Origin of the sequence: Massilia sp., from assembly GCF_032106685.1 — a bacterium.
GTDB lineage: Bacteria > Pseudomonadota > Gammaproteobacteria > Burkholderiales > Burkholderiaceae_D > Telluria.
Genome location: NZ_DAMCPG010000005.1, coordinates 23,017 through 44,918, shown reverse-complemented (window position 1 = coordinate 44,918; position 21,902 = coordinate 23,017). Strand labels below are relative to the sequence as shown.

Here is a 21,902-nt window from a genome sequence, read left to right as displayed (position 1 = left end):
ATGAAAAAGACTGTCCTGCTGACCGGCTTCGAGCCATTCAACGGTGCGCACATCAACCCGGCCTGGGAGGCGGTGCGCGCTCTCAAGGGCTGGCGCGGCGACGACTTCCTGGTCGAGGTGCTGCAGCTGCCCTGCGTGTTCGGCTTCGCCAACCGGGTGCTGGCCGGCGCCATCGACGAGATCAAGCCGGACGTGGTGATCGCGGTGGGCCAGGCCGGCGGGCGCGCCGACCTCACCGTCGAGCGGGTGGCGATCAACGTCGACGACGCCCCCATCGTCGACAACGACCGCCAGCAGCCGGTCGACGCGGCCATCGTCGCCGGCGGCCCGGCGGCCTATTTTTCGACCCTGCCGGTCAAGGCCATCGTCGGCGCGATGCGCGAACGCGGCCTGCGCGCCTCGGTGTCGCAGACCGCCGGCACGTTCGTTTGCAACCACGTGTTCTACGGCCTGATGCACCGCATCGACGGCACGGCCGTGCGCGGCGGCTTCATCCACGTGCCCTACCTGCCGGAGCAGGCCGCGGCCTTTCCCGGTGCGCCGTCCATGGCGCTCGAGGAGATCATCGAGGGGCTGCGCGTGGCGGTCGAGGTGGCGGTGCAGGGCGGGGGCGACGCGCACCTGGCCGGCGGGGCGACACATTGAGCGCCGGGAGCGCGTGAGCACGGCAGCGTTCGGATAGGCGCGCGCACGAAAGAACGCGTGGGCACAAGTGCCTGCGCCGGCCGCGCCCACCCTGCGATCATCCGTCGGAATTCAGGATGTTCAGGAAGGCGCGCACCACCGGCGCGTCGTCCTGGCTGGTGGTGGTGATGTACAGGTTGGCCGAGGGCGGGTTGGTGCGAATCGGCAGGAAGGCCACGCCCGGCCAGCCGATGCGGCTGGTGGTCTGCGGCATCAGGGCCACGCCGAGCCGCGCGCCGACCATCGCCAGCAGGGTCTGGGGTTCGGCCGCTTCCTGGAAGATCGCCGGCTGGAAGCCCGCGTTCACGCAGCACTGGATCAGGTAGCGCGGTTCGGCCGACTGGTTCAGGTGCAGGGTCAGCATCGGCTCGTTCGCAATGTCGAGCAGCTCGATCGCTTCCTGGCGCGCCAGCGGGTGCTCCTTGTGCACGGCGACGCAGAAATTCTCGCGGAAGCACAGGTCCTGGCGCAGGTTCGATTGCTTCAGCTCCTCCTCGTCCAGGCGCGGCTCGCGCCAGAAGCCGACGTCGATCTGCTTCGAGCGCAGGGCTTCCAGCTGCTGGTCCGGCCCCAGCTCGTGCAGGGTCCAGGTCACGCGTGGGAACTCGGTCTGGAAGCGCTCCAGCAGGCTCGGGATCGGGCCCCACATCGCCGAGCCGACGATGCCCACGCGCAGGCGGCCGACTTCGCCGCGGTCGATCTGGCGGATGGTGTCGATCGTCATGCGCATCCGGCCCAGCAGCTCGGTCGCTTCCTGCATCAGCGCCTTGCCGGCCACGGTCAGCTCGAAGCTGCGCGTGGTGCGCGCGAACAGGCGCACCCCGAGCTCGGACTCCAGCTTCATGATCTGCTGGGACAGCGGCGGCTGCGAGATGTGCAGGCGCTCGGCGGCGCGGCTGAAGCTTTTTTCCTCGGCCACGGCGAGGAAGTACTTCAGTTGTTTCAGGTCGATCGACATGGCCGCTTCCGGATCAGGCGTTGCCGTTCAGGGCGACGGCCAGGCGCGCGCCGACCAGGGCATTGTGCTTGACCAGCGCGATATTGGTGACCAGGCTGCGCCCTTCGGTCAGCTCCTTGATGCGCGCCAGCAGGAAAGGCGTGACCGCCTTGCCCGTGACGCCCTGGGCAGCGGCTTCCTTCAATGCCTGTTCGGTGATGCGGTCGATCTCTTCCTTCGGCATCGCCGATTCGCTCGGAACCGGATTGCTGACCACCACGCCGCTGTCCAGGCCGAGCTGCCACTTGGTGCGGATGAAGGCTGCTTGCTCTTCCGGCGAATCGAGCTGGAAGTCGGCCTTGAAGCCGGATTCGCGCGTGAAGAAGGCCGGGAAGCCGGGCTGGCCGACGCTCACCACCGGCACGCCATGGGTTTCCAGGTACTCCAGGGTCAGGCCGATGTCGAGGATGGATTTCACGCCGGCGCAGACCACGGCGACGTTGGTGCCGGCCAGTTCCTGCAGGTCGGCCGAGATGTCGAAGCTGGTCTCGGCGCCGCGGTGCACGCCGCCGATGCCGCCGGTGACGAAGACCTCGATGCCGGCCAGTTCGGCGCAGATCATGGTCGCGGCGACGGTGGTCGCGCCCAGCAGCTTCTGCGACAGCACGTAGGCCAGGTCGCGGCGGCTGACCTTGATCGCGTCCTGGGCGGTGCCGAGGCGTTCCAGCTGCTCGTCGTTCAGGCCGACGCAGATCTTGCCGTCGATGATGGCGATGGTGGCCGGCACGGCGCCGGCGTCGCGGATGATTTGCTCCACTTCGCGCGCGGTCTGCACGTTCTGCGGGTAGGGCATGCCGTGCGAGATGATGGTCGACTCGAGGGCGACGATGGGCCGGCCGGCATTGCGCGCGGCGGCGACTTCGGGGGAGAACAGCAGGAAGGATTGCATGGGTATTACCTTATACGTGGGTCAGGGCGCCGAAGGTGTCGGGCGCCAGTTGCGGGCAGACGGTCTGGCGGCACGCGATCGTCATGGCCGACAGTTGCAGGCCGCGGCGGCAGGCCAGGGCCAGGTCGCTGCCGCCGCTGTGCAGCGACAGCACGACGGCGGCGGCAAAGGCGTCGCCGGCGCCGGTGACGTCGACCACCTCGGCCGGCGGCGCGTCGAGGCGTTGGGCGCCGCCGCCCGGCACGGTGAACAGCACGCCGCGCGCGCCCAGCGTGACCACCACGTCCTCGGCGCCTTGCGCTTGCAGTTCTCGGCAGGCGGCGGCCAGTTCGGCGTCGCCGTTCAAGGGGCGGCCAAGACGCGCCGCCAGTTCGCCTTCGTTCAGGATCAGCAGGCGGATGCCGGCCAGCGATGCCGGCAGGCGGTTCATCTTCGGTTCCGACACCGCCACCACGATCAGCGCCACGCTGTCGCGGGCGGCATCGCGCTGCAGGGCGGCGATGGATTCGAGGGGCAGGTTCAGGTCGGCCACGATCAGCGAGGCGCCGGCGCGTTGCTGCTGGCGGGTGTCGAGGAAGGCCGGAGTAAGGCGGTCGTACAGGGCCATGTCGGCCAGGGCGACCACCATCTGGCCTTCGCCGTCGAGCACGGCGGTATAGGTGCCGCTGCCGGCGTCGTCCAGCCGCAGGCAGCCGCGGGTGTCGATGCCGAGGCTCTCGGCGTGGGCGAGCAGGGCGCGCCCGGACGAATCGCTGCCGACCGCCGTGACCAGGGACACGGCCGCGCCCATGCGCGCCAGGTTCTCGGCGATGTTGCGGGCCACGCCGCCGAAGGATTCGGCGCCGCTGGCCGGGTTCGAGGTGCCCATCGCCAGCGCGCCCTGGGCGCGCAGCTTGCGGTCGAGGTTGGCCGCGCCCACGCACAGGATCGGGCGGTTGTCCGGCAGCACGTAGGCGCGCCCGAGCAGGCGGCGTTCGCGCACCAGGGTGGCGATGTAGCCGGCCACGGCCGAGCGCGACAGGCCGAGTTCGGCGGCGAGATCCTGCTGCGCAATGAAGGGATTGGCGCGGATCAGTTCGTACAACTGTTCTTTTTTCGAGAGTTCAGTCACGGTCGGCAGTTATAAACAAATGTTTGACTATACTAGACAAATGTTTGATGCTAGTCAATGCCGTGGTCGACACATATTGTCGTGTTGATCAAATTGTATCTCCAAGCCAACACTCATCAGCGAGCCCTGCCGGGATTTATTTTCGGCTCATATAAATGCTGAAGAAAAATGGTATTTGCCATACATATCCGGGATAATGCATAGTTAGAACAATTTTGGCTTGATCGCGCCCTCGCCGCAGCGGCGCCGGGCCGCTTCCCCGCATCCCAGGTCCGTACGACAGCCTCTCCCCGATATCAGTTTCATACGAAGGAATACCATGTCCAGCAATACCCCATTCGAAGCCGCCGACGTCATCCGCGCCCGCAAGCCGGGCTTCGGACCGCGCGTCGCGATGATCCTCGGCTCCGGCCTCGGCGTGCTGGCCGAGCAAATGACGGACGCTGTGTCCATCAGCTACGCCGACCTGCCGGGCTTCCCGATCAGCACCGTGCATGGCCACGCGGGCGAACTGGTGCTGGGCACCCTGGCCGGCGTGCCGGTGGTGTGCATGAAGGGCCGCGGCCACTTCTACGAAGGCTATGGCGCGCAGGTGATGACCTCGGCCGTGCGCACCTTCAAGCTGCTCGGCTGCGAGATGCTGCTGGTGACGAACGCCGCCGGTTCCCTGCGTCCGGAAGTCGACGCCGGCAGCGTCGTGGTCCTGACCGACCACATCAACCTGCTGCCGGGCAGCCCGATGGCCGGTCCGAACGACGACCGCTTCGGTCCGCGCTTCTTCAGCATGGCCAACGCCTACGACGCCGACCTGCGCAACCTGGTCAAGGAAGTGGCAAGCGCCAAGGGCATCACCCTGGCCGAGGGCGTTTACCTTGCAGCGCCGGGCCCGAACTTCGAGACCGCCGCCGAAATCCGCGCCTTCAAGACCCTGGGCGCCGACGTGGTCGGCATGTCGGTGGTGCCGGAAGTGATCTCGGCCCGCCACTGCGGCCTGAAGGTGGTCGGCGTCTCCGCCATCACCAACCTGGCCGAAGGCCTGACCCCGTTCCCGCTGTCGCACGAACAGACCCTGAAGTACGCGGCCGTCGCCGCCAAGGACCTGGTGGCCCTGATCCACTCCTTCGTCGAGCGCCTGGCCTCGGTGCCGCGTTCGGCCGCCAACTAATTCACGAACACGAGCGATCCTATGTCACGCGCATTCATCCTCCTGCTTGACTCCTTCGGCCTGGGCGCGCTGCCCGACGCCGACAAATACGGCGACACCGGCGCCAACACCTTCGGCCACATCGCCGCCTGGGCCGCGAAAGAAGGCAAGCCGATGGCGCTGCCGAACCTCGAGCGCCTGGGCCTGGCCGCCGCTGCGCACAAGGCCAGCGGCGAATGGGCCGCCGGCTTCGCCCAGCGCGACGGTTTCACCGGCGCCTGGGGCGCCGCGCGCGAGCAGTCGACCGGCAAGGACACGCAGAGCGGCCACTGGGAAATCGCCGGCGTGCCGGTGCTGTTCGACTGGGGCTACTTCCCGAAGACCGTGCCGTCCTTCCCGCAAGAACTCACGGATAAACTGCAAGCGCTGACCGGCGTGCCAGGCTGGCTCGGCAACTGCCACGCGTCCGGCACCACCATCATCAACGAGCTGGGCGACGAGCACGTCGCCAGCGGCAAGCCGATCCTCTACACCTCGGCCGACTCGGTGCTGCAGATCGCGGCGCACGAAGAGCACTTCGGCCTGGAGCGCCTGTATGAGGTCTGCGAAGCGGCCTACGAGCTGGTCAAGCCCTACAACATCGGCCGCGTGATCGCGCGTCCGTTCACGGGTTCGAACGGCGACTACAAGCGCACCGCGAACCGCCACGACTACGCCGTGCCGCCCATCGCGCCGACGCTGCTCGACCACGTCAAGGACGCGGGCGGCGACGTCATCGCCCTGGGTAAAATCAGCGACATCTTCGCCGGCCAGGGCGTGACCCGCCTGATCAAGGGCCCGGACAACATGGCCCTGTTCGACCGCCTGCTCGAAGTGGCCGACGACGCACCGGAAAAGTCGCTCACTTTTGTCAACTTCGTCGACTTCGACATGCACTTCGGCCACCGCCGCGACGTCGCCGGCTACTCGAACGCGCTGCACGAGCTGGACGCGCGCCTGCCCGAGTTCATGGCGAAACTGAAGGACGGCGACCTGGCCGTGATCACCGCCGACCACGGCTGCGACCCGACCGCGCCGGGCTCGGACCACACCCGCGAACACATCCCGATGATCTTCTTTGGCCCGAACGTGACGGCGCAGGAATTGCCGACGGCATCGACCTTCTCCGACATCGGCGCCACCCTGGCGAAACACCTCGGCGTCAAACCCCTCTCGAACGGAACCGCACTGCTATGACCCAGAACCTGGACTTCAAACGTAACACCGCCGTCGGGCTGGACCTCGGCTGGGTCAACAGCCTGAAAGTGAACCGCAACGCGGCCGATCGCCGCGCCGCCAGCCTGGCGAACCGCCGCACGGTGAAGAAGGAATACCAGGCTGCCTGGCTGGTCCGCGCCATCGAGTGCATGGACCTGACCACGCTGTCCGGCGACGACACCCCGGGCCGCGTCGAGCGCCTGTGCCGCAAGGCGATGCGCCCGCTGCGCGCCGACCTGATGCAGGCCCTGGGCCTGGAAACGCTACAGACCGGCGCGGTCTGCGTGTACCACGAAATGATCCAGCCGGCCGCGAAGATCATCCAGGGCCGCCTGCCGATCGCCGCCGTGTCGACCGCCTTCCCGGCCGGCCTGTCGAGCATGGAAACCAAGCTGCGCGAGATCGAACTGTCGGTCGCCGCCGGCGCCACCGAGATCGACATCGTCATCACCCGCCAGCACGTCCTGACGGGTAACTGGCAAGCCCTGTACGACGAGATGCTGGCCTACCGCCAGGCCTGCGGCGACGCCCACGTGAAGGCGATCCTCGCCACCGGCGACCTGGTCACCCTGGACAACGTGGCGAAAGCCTCGTGGGTCTGCATGATGGCCGGCGCCGACTTCATCAAGACCTCGACCGGCAAGGAGGGCGTGAACGCGACCATCCCGGTGTCGCTGGTGATGGTGCGCGCGATCCGCGAATACTACGAGCAGACCGGCTTCATGGTCGGCTACAAGCCGGCCGGCGGCGTCTCCACCGCCAAGTCGGCCCTGCAATACCTGACCGTGATGAAGGAAGAGCTGGGCAACGAGTGGCTGCAGCCGCACCTGTTCCGCATTGGCGCGTCGAGCCTGCTGACCGACATCGAGCGCCAGCTCGAGCACTACGTCACCGGCGCCTACTCGGCAGCCCACCGCCACGCGCAACCTTAAATACCGAACGGATTCGTCATGCCAACAATTAAAGAGATTCTGCAAACTATGGATTACGGCCCGGCTCTAGAGACCACCAAAGAAGCGCACGCGTGGCTGGACGGGCATGGACGCCGTTTCGGCCTCTTCATCGACAACGCCTGGACCGAGGCTGTTGATACCTTCGCCTCGAACAACCCGGCCGACGGCGCGGAACTGGCGCAAATCACGCAGGCGTCGAACGAAGACGTCGAGCGCGCAGTCGCGGCCGCACGCCGCGCCCAGCCGGGCTGGGTCGCCATGGGCGGCCATGGCCGCGCCAAGGTCATGTACGCGCTGGCGCGCCTGCTGCAAAAGCACGCCCGCCTGTTCGCGGTGCTGGAGACCCTGGACAACGGCAAGACCATCCGCGAAACCCGCGATGCCGATTTGCCGCTGGCCGCCCGTCACTTCTATCACCATGCCGGCTGGGCCGCGCTGCAATCGGAAGAATTCGCCGACTACCGCGCCGTCGGCGTGGTCGGCCAGATCGTGCCGTGGAACTTCCCGCTCCTGATGCTGGCGTGGAAAATCGCCCCGGCCCTGGCCGCCGGTAACACCGTCGTCTTCAAGCCGGCCGAGTACACCTCGCTCACGGCCCTGTTATTTGCTGAAATCTGCCAGCAGGCCGGCGTGCCCGCAGGCGTGGTCAACATCGTCACCGGCGACGGCCGCGTGGGCGAAGCCATCGTCAATCACCCTGGCATCGACAAGCTGGCCTTCACCGGCTCGACCGAAGTCGGCCGCGTCATCCGCAAGGCCACCGCCGGCAGCGGCAAGAAGCTGTCGCTGGAACTGGGCGGCAAGTCGCCGTTCATCGTGTTCGACGACGCGGATCTCGACGCCGCCGTCGAAGGCCTGGTCGACTCGATCTGGTTCAACCAGGGGCAAGTGTGCTGCGCGGGCTCGCGCCTGCTGGTGCAGGAGTCCGTGTACGACCGCTTCATCGCCAAGGTCAAGGCGCGCATGCAGAACCTGCGCGTCGGCTCGCCGCTCGACAAGTCGAACGACATCGGCGCCCTGGTCGATCCGGTGCAGCAGCAGCGCATCCACGGCCTGGTGGAAGCGGCCCGTGCCGAAGGTTGCGAGATCTGGCAGCCGGCCTGCGAAGCACCGCAAGCCGGCTCCTGGTACCTGCCGACCCTGATTACCGGCGCCTCGACCTCGGCCTCGGTCGCCCAGACCGAGATCTTCGGCCCGGTGCTGGTCGCGATGAGCTTCCGCACCCCGGGCGAGGCGGTCCAGCTGGCCAACAACACCGTCTACGGCCTGGCCGCCTGCGTGTGGTCGGAATCGATCTCGCTGGCCCTGGACGTGGCGCCGCAGATCAAGGCCGGCGTGGTCTGGATCAACACCGCCAACCAGTTCGACGCGGCCTGCGGCTTCGGCGGCTACCGCGAATCGGGCTTCGGCCGCGAAGGTGGTAAAGAGGGCATGTACGAGTACCTGACCCACCTGTCGGAAGACGCACGCCCGGCGGCGCCGCTCATCGCCGAAAAAGGCAAAGTGAAAGCAGCCGAGGGTGACAGCCCGTTCGCCGTCGACCGCACCGCCAAGCTCTACATCGGCGGCAAGCAGGCCCGCCCGGACGGCGCCTACAGCCGCGCCATCGTCGGCGCAAACGGCGCCTTCCTGGCCGACGTGGGCGAAGGCAGCCGCAAGGACATCCGCAACGCCGTGGAAGCGGCGCACAAGGCGGCCGGCTGGACCAAGGCCACGGCGCACAACCGCGCCCAGGTGCTGTACTACATCGCCGAGAACCTGGCGATCCGCGCCGACGAATTCGCCCAGCGCATCGCCGCGCAGACCGGTGCGAAGGACGCCGCCCGCGAAGTAGCCGCCTCGATCGAGCGCCTGTTCTACTGGGCGGCCTGGGCCGACAAGTACGACGGCCTGGCGCACCAGCCGCCGATGCACGGCATCACCGTCGCGCTGAACGAACCGGTCGGCGTGATCGGCGTGATCTGCCCGAACGAGAACCCGCTGCTGGGCTTCATCTCGCTGGTCGCGCCTGCGCTGGCGCTGGGCAACCGCGTGGTCGCCGTGCCGTCGGAAGCCTACCCGCTGTCGGCCACCGATTTGTACCAGGTGCTGGACACCTCCGATCTGCCGGGCGGCGCGCTGAACATCGTCACGGGTTCCGCCGACGAGCTGGCGCGCACCCTGGCGACCCACGGCGACGTGGACGCGGTGTGGCGCCACGACGGCTCGGCGGAAGGCTGCGCCGAGGTCGAGCGTCTTTCGGCCGAAACGCTGAAGCGCACCTGGGTCGGTGGCGGCAAGGGCCGCGACTGGTTCGACGCCAGGCAGGCCTGCGGCCGCGCCGTGCTGCAGCACGCGAGCCAGGTCAAGAACGTCTGGATTCCGTACGGCGTCTGAGATGGTATGAATGACCGTTGCGCATGAAGCGTGACGGGTAGGGTGGACGGGTTTCCCGTCCACGCGGTGGTAGCTGACGGCGCCGATACCGTGCTCGGTCCGGCATACGCAAACTATCGACGCGTGGACGGCAGAGCCGTCCACCCTACGTGTTTTTTCGACGTGATCGACGATGATCATGTCTCATGGGTTCAAATATTTAGAGAGCGAGATTGTCATGTTCCTCCCCCAAGAAATCGTCCGCAAGAAGCGCGACGGCGGCATCCTGACCGCGGAAGAAATCCAGTTTTTTGTCCGCGGCATCCCTGACGGCAGCGTCACCGAGGGCCAGATCGCGGCGCTCGCGATGGCCGTCTACTTCAACGACATGACCATGGACGAACGCGTCGCCTTCACCCTGGCGATGCGCGATTCCGGCCAGGTCATGGAGTGGAAGTCGCTGGACCTGCCCGGCCCGGTGGTCGACAAGCACTCGACCGGCGGCGTCGGCGACGTGGTCTCGCTCATGCTCGGCCCGATGGTCGCGGCCTGCGGCGGCTTCGTGCCGATGATCTCGGGCCGCGGCCTGGGCCATACGGGCGGCACGCTCGACAAGTTCGACTCGATCCCGGGCTACAGCACGGTGCCGGACCCGGAAAAATTCCGCCAGGTCGTGAAGGACGTGGGCGTGGCCATCATCGGCCAGACCGCCCAGCTGGCCCCGGCCGACAAGCGCTTCTACAGCATCCGCGACACCACGGCGACCGTGGAATCGGTGGCGATGATCACCGGCTCGATCCTGTCGAAGAAGCTGTCGGCGGGCCTGGACGCCCTCGTCATGGACGTGAAAGTGGGGAGCGGCGCCTTCATGCCGACCCCGGAAAAGTCGCTGGAACTGGCCGAGAGCATCGTCAGCGTCGGCAACGGCGCCGGCACCCGCACCTCGGCCATCCTGACCGGGATGAACGAGTCGCTGTGCCACGCAGCCGGCAACGCGGTCGAGGTGCGCGTCGCGATCGACTACCTGACCGGCAAGTCGCGCCCCGCGCGCCTGCACGAAGTGACGATGGCGCTGTGCGCCGAGATGCTGGTGATCTCGGGCCTGGCCCAGGACACCGAAGAAGCGCGCGCCAAGCTGCAGGCCGCGCTCGACTCGGGCGAAGCGGCCGAGCGCTTCGCGCGCATGGTCACCGCCCTGGGCGGCCCGGCCGACCTGATGGACAAGCCCGACGCCCACCTGGAAACCGCGCCGGTCATCGTGCCGGTGCCGGCCCTGGAAGCGGGCTACGCGAGCTCGGTCGACACCCGCGGCCTCGGCCTGGCCGTGGTCGCCCTGGGCGGCGGCCGCGTGCGTCCGCAGGACACGATCGACTTCGCCGTCGGCCTCACCAACCTGGTGGAACTGGGCGACAAGATCGACGTCGGCCAGCCGCTGGCCACCGTCCATGCGCGCACCCAGGCAGCGGCCGAGCAGGCCGTGCGCCAGGTGCAGGCGGCCTACCGCATCGGTCTTGAGCAGCCGGCGGCCGAGCCGATGATCCACCGCGTCATCCGTCCGGCATAAGGACTACCCATGAAGTACGCAAAGCTGATCGACGAAGCCCGCGCCGCACGCGACCTGGCCTACACGCCTTACTCGAAGTTCCAGGTCGGCGCCGCCCTGGAGTGCAAGGACGGCCGCATCTTCCGCGGCTGTAACATCGAGAACGCGTCCTACGGCCTGTGCAACTGCGCCGAGCGCACCGCCTTCTTCTCGGCGATCGCCCACGGCTACAAGCCGGGCGACTTCGCCGCGCTGGCGGTGATCGGCCAGACCGACGGCCCGATTGCTCCTTGCGGCGCCTGCCGCCAGGTGATCCTCGAGCTGGGCGGCAACGCATTGCCGGTCGTGCTGACCAACCTGAAGGGCGACATCCACGAGACCACGGCGGCCGAGCAGCTGCCGAACGCCTTCGGTGGCTGGGACCTGAACAAGTGATCTGAACAAAAGAGCCTTCGACCGGCCCGCTGCACAGGCCATCGATGCGAAAGCGCTGCCCGCGCAAGCGGAGCAGCGCTTTTTTATTTTGCGCTCAACAGATATCGACTGTTGAATCACATCTGCTGAAACAAATGCGCGTGATTCCTGCTCACCTCCAGCTCATGCGGATAATTGCGCACCCTGAGCATCTGCCGCCCGCGCATATCGCGCGATACCTCGGCAATCGCGTCCACCCGCACCAGGGTCGAGCGGTGGATGCGCCAGAACTCGTCCGGATCGAGCTCGTCGGCCAGCTCCTTGAGCGTCTTGCGGATCAGCAGCTCGGCGGTGGCGGTCTGCACCCGCGTGTATTTTTCGTCGGACTGGAAAAACAGGATCTCGCGCGTGCTGATCATGCGCAGGCTGCCGCCGACCTGGGCCTGGATCCAGCGCAGGTAGCTGCGTTTCGGGCCTGCGCCTTGCTGTTGCAGCAGGCTGCTCAGCTGCGCCAGTTGCGAGCCGATGTCTTGCGGCGCCTGCGGCAGGCGGCGGCGCAGGCGTTCGCAGGTGGTCGCCAGCCGTTCGGCGGTCACGGGTTTCAGCAGGTAGTCGATGGCGCCGTGTTCGAAGGCGTCGACCGCGTACTGGTCGTAGGCGGTGGCGAACACGATGTGGCAGCGGTTGTAGAGCTGGCGCGCCGCTTCGATGCCGCCCATGCCTGGCATGCGGATGTCGAGAAAGGCGATCTGCGGCTTGAAGCGCGCGGCCAGCTCCACGGCTTCGACGCCGTTGGCCGCCTCGGCCACGATCTGCAGCCCCGGCCAGGCTTCCTGCAGCCGTGCGCGCAACTGTTCGCGCATCGGCGCCTCGTCGTCGGCGATCAGGGCGGTGGGAGCAGAAGCGGTCATGCATCCTCCATCATCTTGTACGGTATGCGCACCGAGGCGCAAGCGCCGCCGCCGGGCGGCGCTTCGATCACGAGTTCGGCCTGGCCGCCGTACAGCAGTTGCAGGCGCTCGCGGATGTTCGCCAGGCCCACGCCTTCGTCGGCGTGCAGGTCGATGCCGACGCCGTCGTCGCAGACGTCGACCACCAGGGTGGCGCCGTCGACCCGGGCGCGGACCAGGATGGTGCCGCCTTCGATCTTCGGTTCGAGGCCGTGCTTGATCGCGTTCTCGATCAGGGTTTGCAGCATCATCGGCGGGAAGGGCGCGCTGCCGAGGAAGTCGGGCACCTCGAAGCGCACGGCGAGTCGTTCCTTCATGCGCGCCTGCATGATGGCGAGGTAGGCTTTCGAGAGGTCGAGCTGCTTGCCGAGGGTGGCGCCGCCCGAGGAACGCATCTGCGGCAACGCCGAGCGCAAATACGCGATCAGGTGGGCATGCACCTTGGCCGCCTCGGGCGGATCGGTTTCGATCAGGCGGCCGATCAGGGCCAGGGTGTTGAACAGGAAGTGCGGCTCGACCTGGGCCTGCAGCGCGGCCATCTGCGCTTCGGTCAGGCGCCGCTCGAGGGTGGCGACGTCGGCCTTCAGGGTGGCGTCGCGCGCCACCAGTTCGGCGCGGCGCTTGCCGCCGGCCAGGACCTTGACGCCGAAGGAGATGAAGACGTACCAGAACGCGGGCTCGGGCGTGTTCACGATGATGAAGAACACGATCGCGAGGAACCAGGTGAGGTACAGCTGGCGCCACTCGACGACGGCAAGCCAGTCGAAGAACGCCCACCAGAGCTTGCTCGCTTCGGCGAAGGCTTCGCGCATGAGGTCGACGACCCGGTTGATCTGGCTTGCCTGCACTCTTATTCCTCGATCGGCGTCTTCTTGTCGCTGTTGATGGCCAGTACCGCGTACTTCACCGCCAGGAAAATCGCGAACAGCGTCAGGGCCAGCGGAATGACGGTGATCGCGCAGGCCACCAGCACGGCGGCCAGCAGCAGGGCCGGCCAGGGCAGGGCCGAGAAAGTGCGCAGGCCGCCGCGGACGGTGCGCAGGCAGGCCTCGGCGGCGTCTTCGAGTTCGGCGGCAAAGCTGCGGAAGGTGGTGGTTTTCATGCGACTGCTCCTATCGAAAGAAGTTCGGATAGGGCTACTCTAGGCCCACGGCCGCGTCCGCGCGAGCCCGTCGCGACGAACTGTGGAATTCATGGCTCAAGCGGTAGCGTGGGCGGACGAACGGAGGGCCGCTCGCTCGTCCCACGCTCGTCCCAATACCGCCGCAGCAGGCCGTAGAAGGCGGTATCGGCCTTCTCGCCGTGCACGATCCAGCGCTCGGGCATGGTGCCTTCGCGGCGAAAGCCCAGCTTTTCGAGCAGGCGCGCCGATGCTTCGTTGCGCGGATCGATGTCGGCCTCGATCCGGTTGAGGTCGAGCACGTGAAAGGCATGGCCGAGCAGCGCTTCGAGCGCCTCGCCCGCGTAGCCCTGGCCCCAGTGGTCGCGCGCCAGCGCGTAGCCGAGTTCGCAGCGCCGGTTCTGGTCGAAGAAGCCGCGCAGGTTGCACACGCCGATCAGCCGGTCGGTCTCGCGCAGGGCGATCGCGTAGCGATACAGGCCGCCGTCGCGGTAGGCCTGGCGGGCCTCGGCAATCATCGCCTCGGCCTGGGCGATCCCAGTCCAGGCGCCGGTCGACCAGTAGCGCACCACTTCGGGGTCGCCAAAGATGCCCAGCAGGTCGACGGCATCGGCGTCGGAGAAGGGGCGCAGCGCCAGGCGGGCGGTGCGCAGTACAGGAGGCAATGAGACAGGAGGCAAGGACGCGGACATGACGGTCTCCGGACGATGGTTGGGTTTGCGTTGGATCAAACGTCTTGGCATTTTGGCACTGGTGATCAGTCAAGTGCTTTAGCATGTAGCGTTTCTGCTGTTGACTCTGGTTATACGGAATTTCGTATGACGAGTTCACGGCGCGCGTTTATATTAGCGGATCGTCAGCCTCTTTTTGCAAATTTACAACGCACTATCCTGTGCAAGCTGACGGGTCTGGCGCCGCCCGGCTTTACTTTCGCGGCGCGGACGCGCACATTGCTATGATTGCCTCGTCGTTTTGCCATCCGGCCCTTTATGGGCTGCAAACAAAGGGAGAGCCTGCATGAACGAGTCCAGACCCAAGTCGATGTCCGCATTCTGGATGCCCTTCACGAACAACCGCGACTTCAAGGTCGATCCGCGCCTGCTGGTCTCGGCCGAAGGCATGTACTACAAGGATGTCGACGGCAACCGCATCCTCGACGGCACCGCTGGCCTGTGGTGCGTCCCCTGCGGCCATGCCCAGCCGCGCATCGTGGGGGCGGTGCGCGAGATGATCGGCCAGCTCGACTTCGCGCCCACCTTCCAGATGGGGCACCCGGCCGCTTTCGACCTGGCCGAGCAGCTGATGGACTACACCGGCCACAAGTTCGGCCACGTCTTCTACACCAACTCCGGTTCCGAGGCGGTCGACACCGCGCTGAAGATCGCGCTGGCCTACCACAAGGCGCGCGGCGAGGGCGGGCGCACCCGGCTGATCGGTCGCGAGCGCGGCTACCACGGCGTCGGTTTCGGCGGCCTGTCGGTGGGCGGCATCGGCCCGAACCGCAAGAGCTTCGGCCCGCTGCTGCCGGGCGTGGACCACCTGCCGCACACGCACAACCTGCTGAAGAACGCCTTCTCGCGCGGCGAGCCGGACTTCGGCGTTGAGCTGGCGGACGAACTCGAACGCCTGGTCACGCTGCACGACGCATCGACCATCGCCGCCGTCATCGTCGAGCCGGTCTCCGGTTCCACCGGCGTGCTGGTGCCGCCGAAGGGCTACCTGAAGAAGCTGCGCCAGATCTGCGACAAGCACGGCATCCTGCTGATCTTCGACGAAGTCATCACCGGCTTCGGCCGCCTGACCACGCCCTTCGCGGCCGATTATTTCGACGTCGAACCGGACATGATCACCGCCGCCAAAGGCCTGACCAACGGCGTGATCCCGATGGGCGCGGTCTTCACCAAACGCCACATCCACGACGCCTTCATGGAGGCGCCGGCCGGCATCGAGCTGTTCCACGGCTACACCTATTCCGGTCACCCGGTGGCCTGCGCCGCCGCGCTGGCGACGCTCGAGGTGTTCAAGGAGCAGCGCATCCTCGATCGCGCGAAGGAGATCCAGCCCTACTGGGAAGACGCGGTGCACGCCCTGAAGGGGCTGCCGCACGTGATCGACCTGCGCACTATCGGCCTGGTCGCCGGCATCGAGCTCGAACCGATTCCCGGTAAACCCGGCGCGCGCGCCTACCAGGCCCTGAAGCGCGCCTTTGCCGACGGCATCCTGATCCGCACCACGGGCGACATCATCGCGCTGTCGCCGCCCCTTATCCTCGAGAAGCAGCATATCGACGAATTGTTCGGCAAGCTGGCCAACGTATTGAAAAACCTGGACTAGAAAAGAAGAGAAGAAACATGAATCAACACGAGATCATCGGCCACTTCATCGGCGGCCACGTGGTCGACACGGCGGGCGACCGCTACGCCGACGTCTTCAACCCGGCCCTGGGCGAACCCTGCGCCCGCGTCACGCTGGCCAGCGTCGACGAAGTCAATGCCGCCGTGTTCGCGGCCAGCGCCGCGTTTCCGGCCTGGGCGGCGACGCCGCCGCTGGCCCGCGCCCGCATCCTGTTCAAGTACCTGCAGCTGTGCCAGCAGCACACCGACGAATTCGCGCGCCTCATCACGCGCGAGCACGGCAAGACCTTCAGCGACGCGCAAGGGGAAGTTGCGCGCGGCATCGAGGTGGTCGAGTTCGCGTGCGGCATCCCGCAGATGCTCAAGGGCGAATTCACCGACCAGATCGCGCGCGGCATCGACGCCTGGTCGATGCGCCAGCCGCTGGGCGTGGTGGCCGGCATTACGCCGTTTAACTTCCCGGTGATGGTGCCGATGTGGATGTTCCCGGTGGCGCTCGCCTGCGGCAACACCTTCGTGCTGAAACCGTCCGAGCGCGACCCGTCGCCCTCGCTGCTGCACGCGCGCCTGCTGAAGGAAGCCGGGCTGCCGGACGGCGTGTTCAACGTGGTGCAGGGCGACAAGGTCGCGGTCGACGCGCTGCTCGACCACCGCGACGTGCAGGCCATCTCCTTCGTGGGCTCGACCCCGATCGCCGAATATATCTACGCGCGCGGCAGCGCGGCCGGCAAGCGCGTGCAGGCCCTGGGCGGCGCCAAGAACCACATGGTCGTCATGCCCGACGCCGACATGGACATGGCGGTCGACGCCCTCATCGGCGCCGCCTACGGCTCGGCGGGCGAGCGCTGCATGGCGATCTCGGTCGCGGTGGCGATCGGTGACGCCGGCGACAAGCTGGTGGCCGCGCTGGCCGAGCGCACCGCGAAACTGAAGATCGGCGACGGCATGGGCGAGGGCATGGAGATGGGCCCGGTCGTCACGCAAGCTGCGCGCCAGCGCATCGAACGCCTGATCGGCGAAGGCGTGGAGCAGGGCGCCACGCTGGTGGTCGACGGCCGCGGCTACAAGGTCGACGGGCGCGAGAACGGCTTCTTTGTCGGCGGCACCCTGTTCGACCACGTGAAACCCGAGATGAGCATTTACCGGGAAGAGATCTTCGGCCCGGTGCTGTGCGTGGTGCGCCTGCCGGACGTGGGCAGCGCGGTCGAGCTGATCAACGCCAACGAGTACGGCAACGGCGTGGCCGTGTTCACGCGCGACGGCGGCGTGGCGCGCGAGTTCGTGCGCCAGATCCAGGTCGGCATGGTCGGCGTGAACGTGCCGCTGCCGGTGCCGATGGCCTTCAACAGCTTCGGCGGCTGGAAGCGCAGCATGTTCGGCGACCATCACGCCTACGGGCCGGAGGGCGTGCGTTTCTACACGCGGCACAAGGCGGTGATGCAGCGCTGGCCGAATACGGCGAGCGCAGGCGTGGAGTTCGCGTTTCCGCAGATGAAGTAAGCCAGGTTTCGTAGGGTGGGTACTTGTACCCACGCGGTACGGCGCGTGATCGGTCGATCAATGTGGTCTTGCCTGTGCTCGATGTGCTGGTTATCGGGCCGGAAATCACGATGCGGTATTCGTGAGCACGACCGCGTGGGTTCGAGAACCCACCCTACGCCCTGATCCTCGGGCCGGAAACCGCGTTGCGGTATGCATGAGCACGACCGCGTGGACACAGGTGTCCACCCTACGATGAGCAACACAGCCACCAACCGCAGCAGAAGTTCGAGCACCAGCATTTCAACCAGAAGAAGGGATGCACATGATCGAGACTCTCCAGCACCTGCCGCCGGCAGCCGATTCCCACGGCGCGCTCGCGGCCCAGTTCACCGACCTGGCGCCCGCGCTCACCGCGCGCCAGGCCGCCATCGAGGCGGCCCGCTGCCTGTACTGCTACGACGCGCCCTGCACGCGGGCCTGCCCGACCGGCATCGACGTTGCCAGCTTCATCCGCAACATCCACGACCAGAACGTCACCGGCGCCGCGCTCAAGATCCTGCAGCAGAACATTTTTGGGGGCAGCTGCGCGCGCGTCTGCCCGACCGAGATCCTGTGCGAGGACGCCTGCGTGCGCAACAACGCCGCCGAACGCGACCCGGTGAAGATCGGCCTACTGCAGCGCCATGCGATCGACAACGCCGGCTTCACGGCGCACCCGTTCATGCGCGCGCCGTCCACCGGCAAGACCGTCGCCGTGGTCGGCGCCGGGCCGGCGGGTCTCTCCTGCGCCCACCGCCTCGCGATGCTGGGCCACGACGTGGTCGTGTTCGAGGCGCGTCCGAAGGCGGGCGGCCTGAACGAATACGGCATCGCCAGGTACAAGCTGCCCGGCGACTTCGCCCAGCAGGAAGTCGACTTCCTGCTCTCGGTCGGCGGCATCGACATCCAGTACGGCCAGGCGCTCGGCGACGAGCTGCAACTGCGCGACCTGCACACCCGCTTCGACGCCGTCTTCCTCGGCCTGGGCCTGGGCGCCCGCCGCCGCCTGGGCCTGGTCGGCGAGGATGCGCCCGGCCTGGTGGCGGCCACCGACTACATCGCCGCGCTGCGCCAGGCGGGCGACCTGTCGCGCCTGCCCGTGCCGCGCCGGGCGATTGTCGTCGGCGCCGGCAACACGGCGATCGACATGGCGGTGCAGCTCAAGCGCCTGGGCGCCGACGAGGTGACCCTGGTCTACCGCCGCGGCTACGAGGCGATGAGCGCGACCGGCCACGAGATCGAGATCGCGAAGGTCAACGGCGTGCGCATCCGCACCTGGGCCTCGCCGCTGGAGGTGCTGCTGGACGACGCGGGCCGCGTGGCCGGCATGCGCTTCGAGGAGACGCGCATGGACGGCGGCCGCCTGGCGCGCACCGGCGCCTTCATCGACATCGCAGCCGACGCCGTGTTCAAGGCCATCGGCCAGGCCATCGCGCCGCCACCCCCGCTCGACGAGCTCGCGCAGGGCCTGTGGCGCGACGGCGAACGCATCCGCGTCGACGCGAACCTGCGCACCGCGGTGCCCGGCATCTACGCCGGCGGCGACTGCGTGGCCCTGGGCCAGGACCTGACGGTACAGGCGGTCCAGCACGGCAAACTGGCCGCGCTGGCGATCCACAACGACATCCAAGCGGGGGCAGCATGGCCGACCTGAGCATCGAATTCTGCGGGATCAAGGCGCCGAATCCCTTCTGGCTGGCCTCCGCGCCGCCGACCGACAAGGCCTACAACGTGGTGCGCGCCTTCGAGGCGGGTTGGGGCGGGGTGGTCTGGAAGACGCTGGGCGAAGATCCGCCGGCGGTGAACGTCTCCTCGCGCTACTCGGCCCACTACGGCAAGAACCGCGAGGTCATCGGTTTCAACAACATCGAGCTGATCACCGACCGCAGCCTGGAGATCAATCTGCGCGAGATCACCGCCGTGAAGCAGGCCTGGCCCGACCGCGCGATGATCGTCTCGCTGATGCTGCCCTGCGAGGAGGCGCCCTGGGCCGCGATCCTGCCGCTGGTGGAAGCCACCGGCGCCGACGGCATCGAGCTGAACTTTGGCTGCCCGCACGGCATGCCCGAGCGCGGCATGGGCGCGGCGGTGGGGCAGGTGCCCGAGTACGTCGAGATGGTGACGCGCTGGTGCAAGCAGCACACGCGCCTGCCGGTCATCGTCAAGCTGACCCCGAACATCACCGACGTGCGCGCGCCGGCACGCGCCGCACTGGCCGGCGGGGCGGACGCGGTCTCGCTGATCAACACGGTCAACTCGATCACCCACCTGGACCTGGACCGCATGGTCGCGTATCCAATCGTCGGCGGCGCCAGCACCCACGGCGGCTACTGCGGCTCGGCGGTCAAGCCGATCGCGCTGAACATGGTGGCCGAGATCGCGCGCGATCCCGTCACCGCCGGACTGCCGATTTCCGGCATTGGCGGTATCGGGAGCTGGCGTGATGCGGCCGAGTTTATCGCGCTCGGCGCCGGCTGCGTCCAGGTGTGCACGGCCGCGATGCTGCACGGTTTCCGCATCGTCGAGGAGATGAAGGACGGCCTGTCGCGCTGGATGGACAGCAAGGGCTATGCCGACGTCGCCGCCTTCTCGCGCAAGGCGGTGCCGAACACCACCGACTGGAAGTATCTGGACATGAACTACCAGGTGATTGCCCACATCGACCAGGACAAGTGCATCGGCTGCGGCAAGTGCTTCGTCGCCTGCGAGGACACCTCGCACCAAGCCATCGCGCGCCAGGTGCTGGAAACGGGAGCGCGCCGCTACGAGGTGATCGAGACCGAGTGCGTGGGCTGCAACCTGTGCGAGATCACCTGTCCGGTCGAGGGCTGCATCGCGATGGTGCCGCAGCAGACCGGCAAGCCCTACATGAACTGGACGCAGGACCCGCGCAATCCGCGCGCCGAGCCGCGGCCAGCGGTGGAGGCAGCGGTGGTCATGGAGGCGGGGGCGCCGGCGGAAGCGCCGATCCTGGCGCCGCTGGCGGCCGCGCTGCCGGCGTGAACGCCTTGCGGGCGCGGGTTTTGCCCCTCGCGCCCGTACGTACGTTTGCGCTACACTGGGTTGCAACAGCAACCTATTGGAGAAACCCACTGTGACCGCACCACAAGACGCCAGCCAAGACCTCTGGAACCACGACCTCGCCCCGACGGGCGTCGCGCAGCGCACCTGGCGCTGGTATCACTTCGCCGCGCTCTGGGTCGGGATGGTGATCAGCATCCCCGCCTACATGCTCGCGGCCAGCCTGATCGAAAGCGGGATGTCGGCCTGGCAGGCGGTGGTGACGGTGTTCCTGGCGAACGTGATCGTGCTGGTGCCGATGCTGCTGATCGGCCACGCCGGCACCAAGTACGGCATTCCCTATGCGGTGCTGGCGCGTGCCTCCTTCGGCACCCGCGGCGCGCGCCTGCCGGCGCTGATGCGCGCGGTCGTGGCCTGCGGCTGGTACGGCATCCAGACCTGGTTCGGCGGCAGCATGATCTACACGCTGCTGGGCGTGCTGCTGGGCGCCCCGATCGGCGGCGACGCGCTGCCGGGCCTGGGCATCAACGGCGGCCAGCTGGCCTGCTTCCTGGCCTTCTGGGCGATCCAGATGTACTTCATCGTGCACGGCATGGAGTCGATCAGGAAGCTCGAGACCTATACCGCGCCCTTGAAGATCGCGATCTGCTTCCTGCTGCTGTGGTGGGTGTACGACAAGGTCGGCGGCTTCGGCCCGCTGCTGGCCCAGCCTTCCGCTTTCGTCGAGGGCGGCCCGAAATCCGGCCTGTTCTGGTCCGTGTTCTGGCCGTCGCTGACCGCCATGATCGGCTACTGGGCCACGCTGGCGCTGAACATTCCCGACTTCACGCGCTTCGCCAAGACCCAGCGCGACCAGGTGGTCGGCCAGACGCTCGGCCTGCCGCTGCCGATGGGCCTCTTGGCGGCGCTGGCCGTGACGGTCACCTCGGCCACCATCGTCCTCTACGGCAAAGCCCTGTGGGACCCGGTCGACGTCGCCAGCCGCATGACCGGCGTGGCGGTGCTGGTGGCCCTGCTGATCCTCCTGATCGACACCGCCAGCGTCAACCTGGCCGCCAACCTGGTCGGCCCGGCCTATGATTTCTCGGCGCTGTCGCCGAAGCGCATCTCCTACCGCGTCGGCGGCTACATCACCGCCGGCATCGCGCTGGCGATGATGCCGTGGAAGATCCTCGAGTCGACCCAGAACTACATCTTCATCTGGCTGACCGGCTACTCGGCGCTGCTCGGGCCGATCGCCGGCATCATGATCATCGACTACTACTTCATTCGCAAGACCACGCTCGACGTCGACCAGCTCTACCGCGAGGGCGGCAGCTATTCGTACAAGGGCGGCTGGAACGTCGCCGCCATCGTGGCCTTCGCGGCCGGCGTGCTGCCGAACATCCCCGGCTTCCTGAACGCGGCGCTGCCCGCTTCGTTCCCGGACGTGGGCGAGACCTTCAAGACCATCTATACCTATGCCTGGTTCGTCGGCGTGGTGATCGCGGCGATCGTGTATGGCCTGATGATGAAGGGGCGCACCGCGCCGGTGACCGTGAACGGCAGGGCCAACAGGGCGAACAATTATCCAACCTGACAAGGAGTGT

The 21,902-nt window shown here is 67.4% G+C and carries 19 protein-coding genes; 12 read left to right on the top strand and 7 right to left on the bottom strand.

Features of this window, described 5'->3' with window-relative positions:
* Positions 1–645, top strand: a complete 645-nt coding sequence (gene pcp / locus RT688_RS04855) for a pyroglutamyl-peptidase I (protein WP_313703719.1) — start codon at positions 1–3, stop codon at positions 643–645.
* 97 nt (positions 646–742) lie between these two features.
* Here the strand turns inward: pcp and RT688_RS04850 are convergent, their stop codons facing one another.
* The 3 genes from RT688_RS04850 to RT688_RS04840 are packed head-to-tail and all read right to left on the bottom strand — an operon-like array spanning position 743 to position 3,681.
* Positions 743–1,642, bottom strand: a complete 900-nt coding sequence (locus tag RT688_RS04850; RefSeq protein WP_313703718.1) for a LysR family transcriptional regulator — start codon at positions 1,640–1,642, stop codon at positions 743–745.
* Positions 1,643–1,655: 13 nt separating this feature from the next.
* Positions 1,656–2,570: a pseudouridine-5'-phosphate glycosidase gene (locus RT688_RS04845; protein ID WP_313703717.1), complete on the bottom strand. Its 915-nt coding sequence runs from the start codon at positions 2,568–2,570 to the stop codon at positions 1,656–1,658.
* A 10-nt stretch (positions 2,571–2,580) separates the two neighbouring features.
* Entirely contained in the window at positions 2,581–3,681 is a 1,101-nt protein-coding gene (locus RT688_RS04840; protein WP_313703716.1) for a carbohydrate kinase, read from the bottom strand.
* Between the two features lie 319 nt (positions 3,682–4,000).
* Between RT688_RS04840 and xapA the strand changes: the two genes are divergently transcribed.
* The 6 genes from xapA (at position 4,001) to RT688_RS04810 (ending at position 11,368) form a co-directional block, all read left to right on the top strand.
* Entirely contained in the window at positions 4,001–4,846 is an 846-nt protein-coding gene (xapA, locus tag RT688_RS04835; RefSeq protein ID WP_313703715.1) for a xanthosine phosphorylase, read from the top strand.
* Between the two features lie 21 nt (positions 4,847–4,867).
* Positions 4,868–6,061 (top strand): phosphopentomutase, encoded by a 1,194-nt coding sequence (locus tag RT688_RS04830; RefSeq protein ID WP_313703714.1) that lies wholly within the window; start codon positions 4,868–4,870, stop codon positions 6,059–6,061.
* Positions 6,058–7,014, top strand: coding sequence for a deoxyribose-phosphate aldolase (gene deoC, locus RT688_RS04825; protein ID WP_313703713.1), 957 nt, complete (start codon positions 6,058–6,060; stop codon positions 7,012–7,014). Before RT688_RS04830 ends, deoC begins: the two co-directional genes overlap by 4 nt.
* A gap of 18 nt (positions 7,015–7,032) precedes the next feature.
* The gene (locus RT688_RS04820; protein ID WP_409521882.1) at positions 7,033–9,411 is read left to right on the top strand and encodes an aldehyde dehydrogenase family protein; all 2,379 of its coding nucleotides are present in this window, start codon (positions 7,033–7,035) and stop codon (positions 9,409–9,411) included.
* A gap of 217 nt (positions 9,412–9,628) precedes the next feature.
* Entirely contained in the window at positions 9,629–10,954 is a 1,326-nt protein-coding gene (gene deoA / locus RT688_RS04815; protein ID WP_313703712.1) for a thymidine phosphorylase, read from the top strand.
* 9 nt (positions 10,955–10,963) lie between these two features.
* Complete coding sequence (locus RT688_RS04810; protein ID WP_313703711.1) at positions 10,964–11,368, top strand: cytidine deaminase; 405 nt, start codon at positions 10,964–10,966, stop codon at positions 11,366–11,368.
* A 116-nt stretch (positions 11,369–11,484) separates the two neighbouring features.
* Here RT688_RS04810 and RT688_RS04805 read toward each other — a convergent pair whose 3' ends face one another.
* The 4 genes from RT688_RS04805 to RT688_RS04790 form a co-directional block, all read right to left on the bottom strand.
* A complete protein-coding gene (locus RT688_RS04805; RefSeq protein ID WP_313703710.1) occupies positions 11,485–12,258 on the bottom strand; it encodes a LytTR family DNA-binding domain-containing protein in 774 nt (257 codons plus the stop codon).
* Positions 12,255–13,145, bottom strand: a complete 891-nt coding sequence (locus tag RT688_RS04800) for a histidine kinase (protein WP_313703709.1) — start codon at positions 13,143–13,145, stop codon at positions 12,255–12,257. The genes RT688_RS04805 and RT688_RS04800 overlap by 4 nt, the downstream gene beginning before the upstream one ends.
* 2 nt (positions 13,146–13,147) lie before the next feature.
* On the bottom strand, positions 13,148–13,399 hold the full coding sequence (locus tag RT688_RS04795) for a hypothetical protein (protein ID WP_312549437.1): 252 nt from the start codon (positions 13,397–13,399) through the stop codon (positions 13,148–13,150).
* An 89-nt stretch (positions 13,400–13,488) separates the two neighbouring features.
* On the bottom strand, positions 13,489–14,109 hold the full coding sequence (locus tag RT688_RS04790) for a GNAT family N-acetyltransferase (protein WP_313703708.1): 621 nt from the start codon (positions 14,107–14,109) through the stop codon (positions 13,489–13,491).
* A gap of 325 nt (positions 14,110–14,434) precedes the next feature.
* Here RT688_RS04790 and RT688_RS04785 point away from each other — a divergent pair, with 325 nt between their 5' ends.
* The 5 genes from RT688_RS04785 (at position 14,435) to RT688_RS04765 (ending at position 21,892) form a co-directional block, all read left to right on the top strand.
* Entirely contained in the window at positions 14,435–15,751 is a 1,317-nt protein-coding gene (locus RT688_RS04785) for an aspartate aminotransferase family protein (protein WP_313703707.1), read from the top strand.
* Between the two features lie 17 nt (positions 15,752–15,768).
* Positions 15,769–17,271, top strand: coding sequence for a CoA-acylating methylmalonate-semialdehyde dehydrogenase (locus tag RT688_RS04780; protein WP_313703706.1), 1,503 nt, complete (start codon positions 15,769–15,771; stop codon positions 17,269–17,271).
* Between the two features lie 304 nt (positions 17,272–17,575).
* Positions 17,576–18,946: an NAD(P)-dependent oxidoreductase gene (locus RT688_RS04775; protein ID WP_313703705.1), complete on the top strand. Its 1,371-nt coding sequence runs from the start codon at positions 17,576–17,578 to the stop codon at positions 18,944–18,946.
* On the top strand, positions 18,934–20,295 hold the full coding sequence (gene preA, locus RT688_RS04770; RefSeq protein ID WP_313703704.1) for an NAD-dependent dihydropyrimidine dehydrogenase subunit PreA: 1,362 nt from the start codon (positions 18,934–18,936) through the stop codon (positions 20,293–20,295). The genes RT688_RS04775 and preA overlap by 13 nt, the downstream gene beginning before the upstream one ends.
* Before the next feature lie 91 nt (positions 20,296–20,386).
* A complete protein-coding gene (locus RT688_RS04765) occupies positions 20,387–21,892 on the top strand; it encodes an NCS1 family nucleobase:cation symporter-1 (RefSeq protein WP_313703703.1) in 1,506 nt (501 codons plus the stop codon).
* Positions 21,893–21,902: the final 10 nt, after the last annotated feature.

What these genes read in the sequence shown, in the direction of transcription:
- RT688_RS04790 (WP_313703708.1), bottom strand. Translation starts at nt 14,109, where the DNA reads ATGTCCGCGTCCTTGCCTCCTGTCTCATTGCCTCCTGTACTGCGCACC.
- RT688_RS04810 (WP_313703711.1), top strand. Translation starts at nt 10,964, where the DNA reads ATGAAGTACGCAAAGCTGATCGACGAAGCCCGCGCCGCACGCGACCTG.
- xapA (WP_313703715.1), top strand. Translation starts at nt 4,001, where the DNA reads ATGTCCAGCAATACCCCATTCGAAGCCGCCGACGTCATCCGCGCCCGC.
- RT688_RS04780 (WP_313703706.1), top strand. Translation starts at nt 15,769, where the DNA reads ATGAATCAACACGAGATCATCGGCCACTTCATCGGCGGCCACGTGGTC.
- RT688_RS04830 (WP_313703714.1), top strand. Translation starts at nt 4,868, where the DNA reads ATGTCACGCGCATTCATCCTCCTGCTTGACTCCTTCGGCCTGGGCGCG.
- RT688_RS04785 (WP_313703707.1), top strand. Translation starts at nt 14,435, where the DNA reads ATGAACGAGTCCAGACCCAAGTCGATGTCCGCATTCTGGATGCCCTTC.
- pcp (WP_313703719.1), top strand. Translation starts at nt 1, where the DNA reads ATGAAAAAGACTGTCCTGCTGACCGGCTTCGAGCCATTCAACGGTGCG.
- preA (WP_313703704.1), top strand. Translation starts at nt 18,934, where the DNA reads ATGGCCGACCTGAGCATCGAATTCTGCGGGATCAAGGCGCCGAATCCC.
- deoA (WP_313703712.1), top strand. Translation starts at nt 9,629, where the DNA reads ATGTTCCTCCCCCAAGAAATCGTCCGCAAGAAGCGCGACGGCGGCATC.
- RT688_RS04820 (WP_409521882.1), top strand. Translation starts at nt 7,033, where the DNA reads ATGCCAACAATTAAAGAGATTCTGCAAACTATGGATTACGGCCCGGCT.
- RT688_RS04775 (WP_313703705.1), top strand. Translation starts at nt 17,576, where the DNA reads ATGATCGAGACTCTCCAGCACCTGCCGCCGGCAGCCGATTCCCACGGC.
- RT688_RS04795 (WP_312549437.1), bottom strand. Translation starts at nt 13,399, where the DNA reads ATGAAAACCACCACCTTCCGCAGCTTTGCCGCCGAACTCGAAGACGCC.
- deoC (WP_313703713.1), top strand. Translation starts at nt 6,058, where the DNA reads ATGACCCAGAACCTGGACTTCAAACGTAACACCGCCGTCGGGCTGGAC.
- RT688_RS04805 (WP_313703710.1), bottom strand. Translation starts at nt 12,258, where the DNA reads ATGACCGCTTCTGCTCCCACCGCCCTGATCGCCGACGACGAGGCGCCG.
- RT688_RS04845 (WP_313703717.1), bottom strand. Translation starts at nt 2,570, where the DNA reads ATGCAATCCTTCCTGCTGTTCTCCCCCGAAGTCGCCGCCGCGCGCAAT.
- RT688_RS04850 (WP_313703718.1), bottom strand. Translation starts at nt 1,642, where the DNA reads ATGTCGATCGACCTGAAACAACTGAAGTACTTCCTCGCCGTGGCCGAG.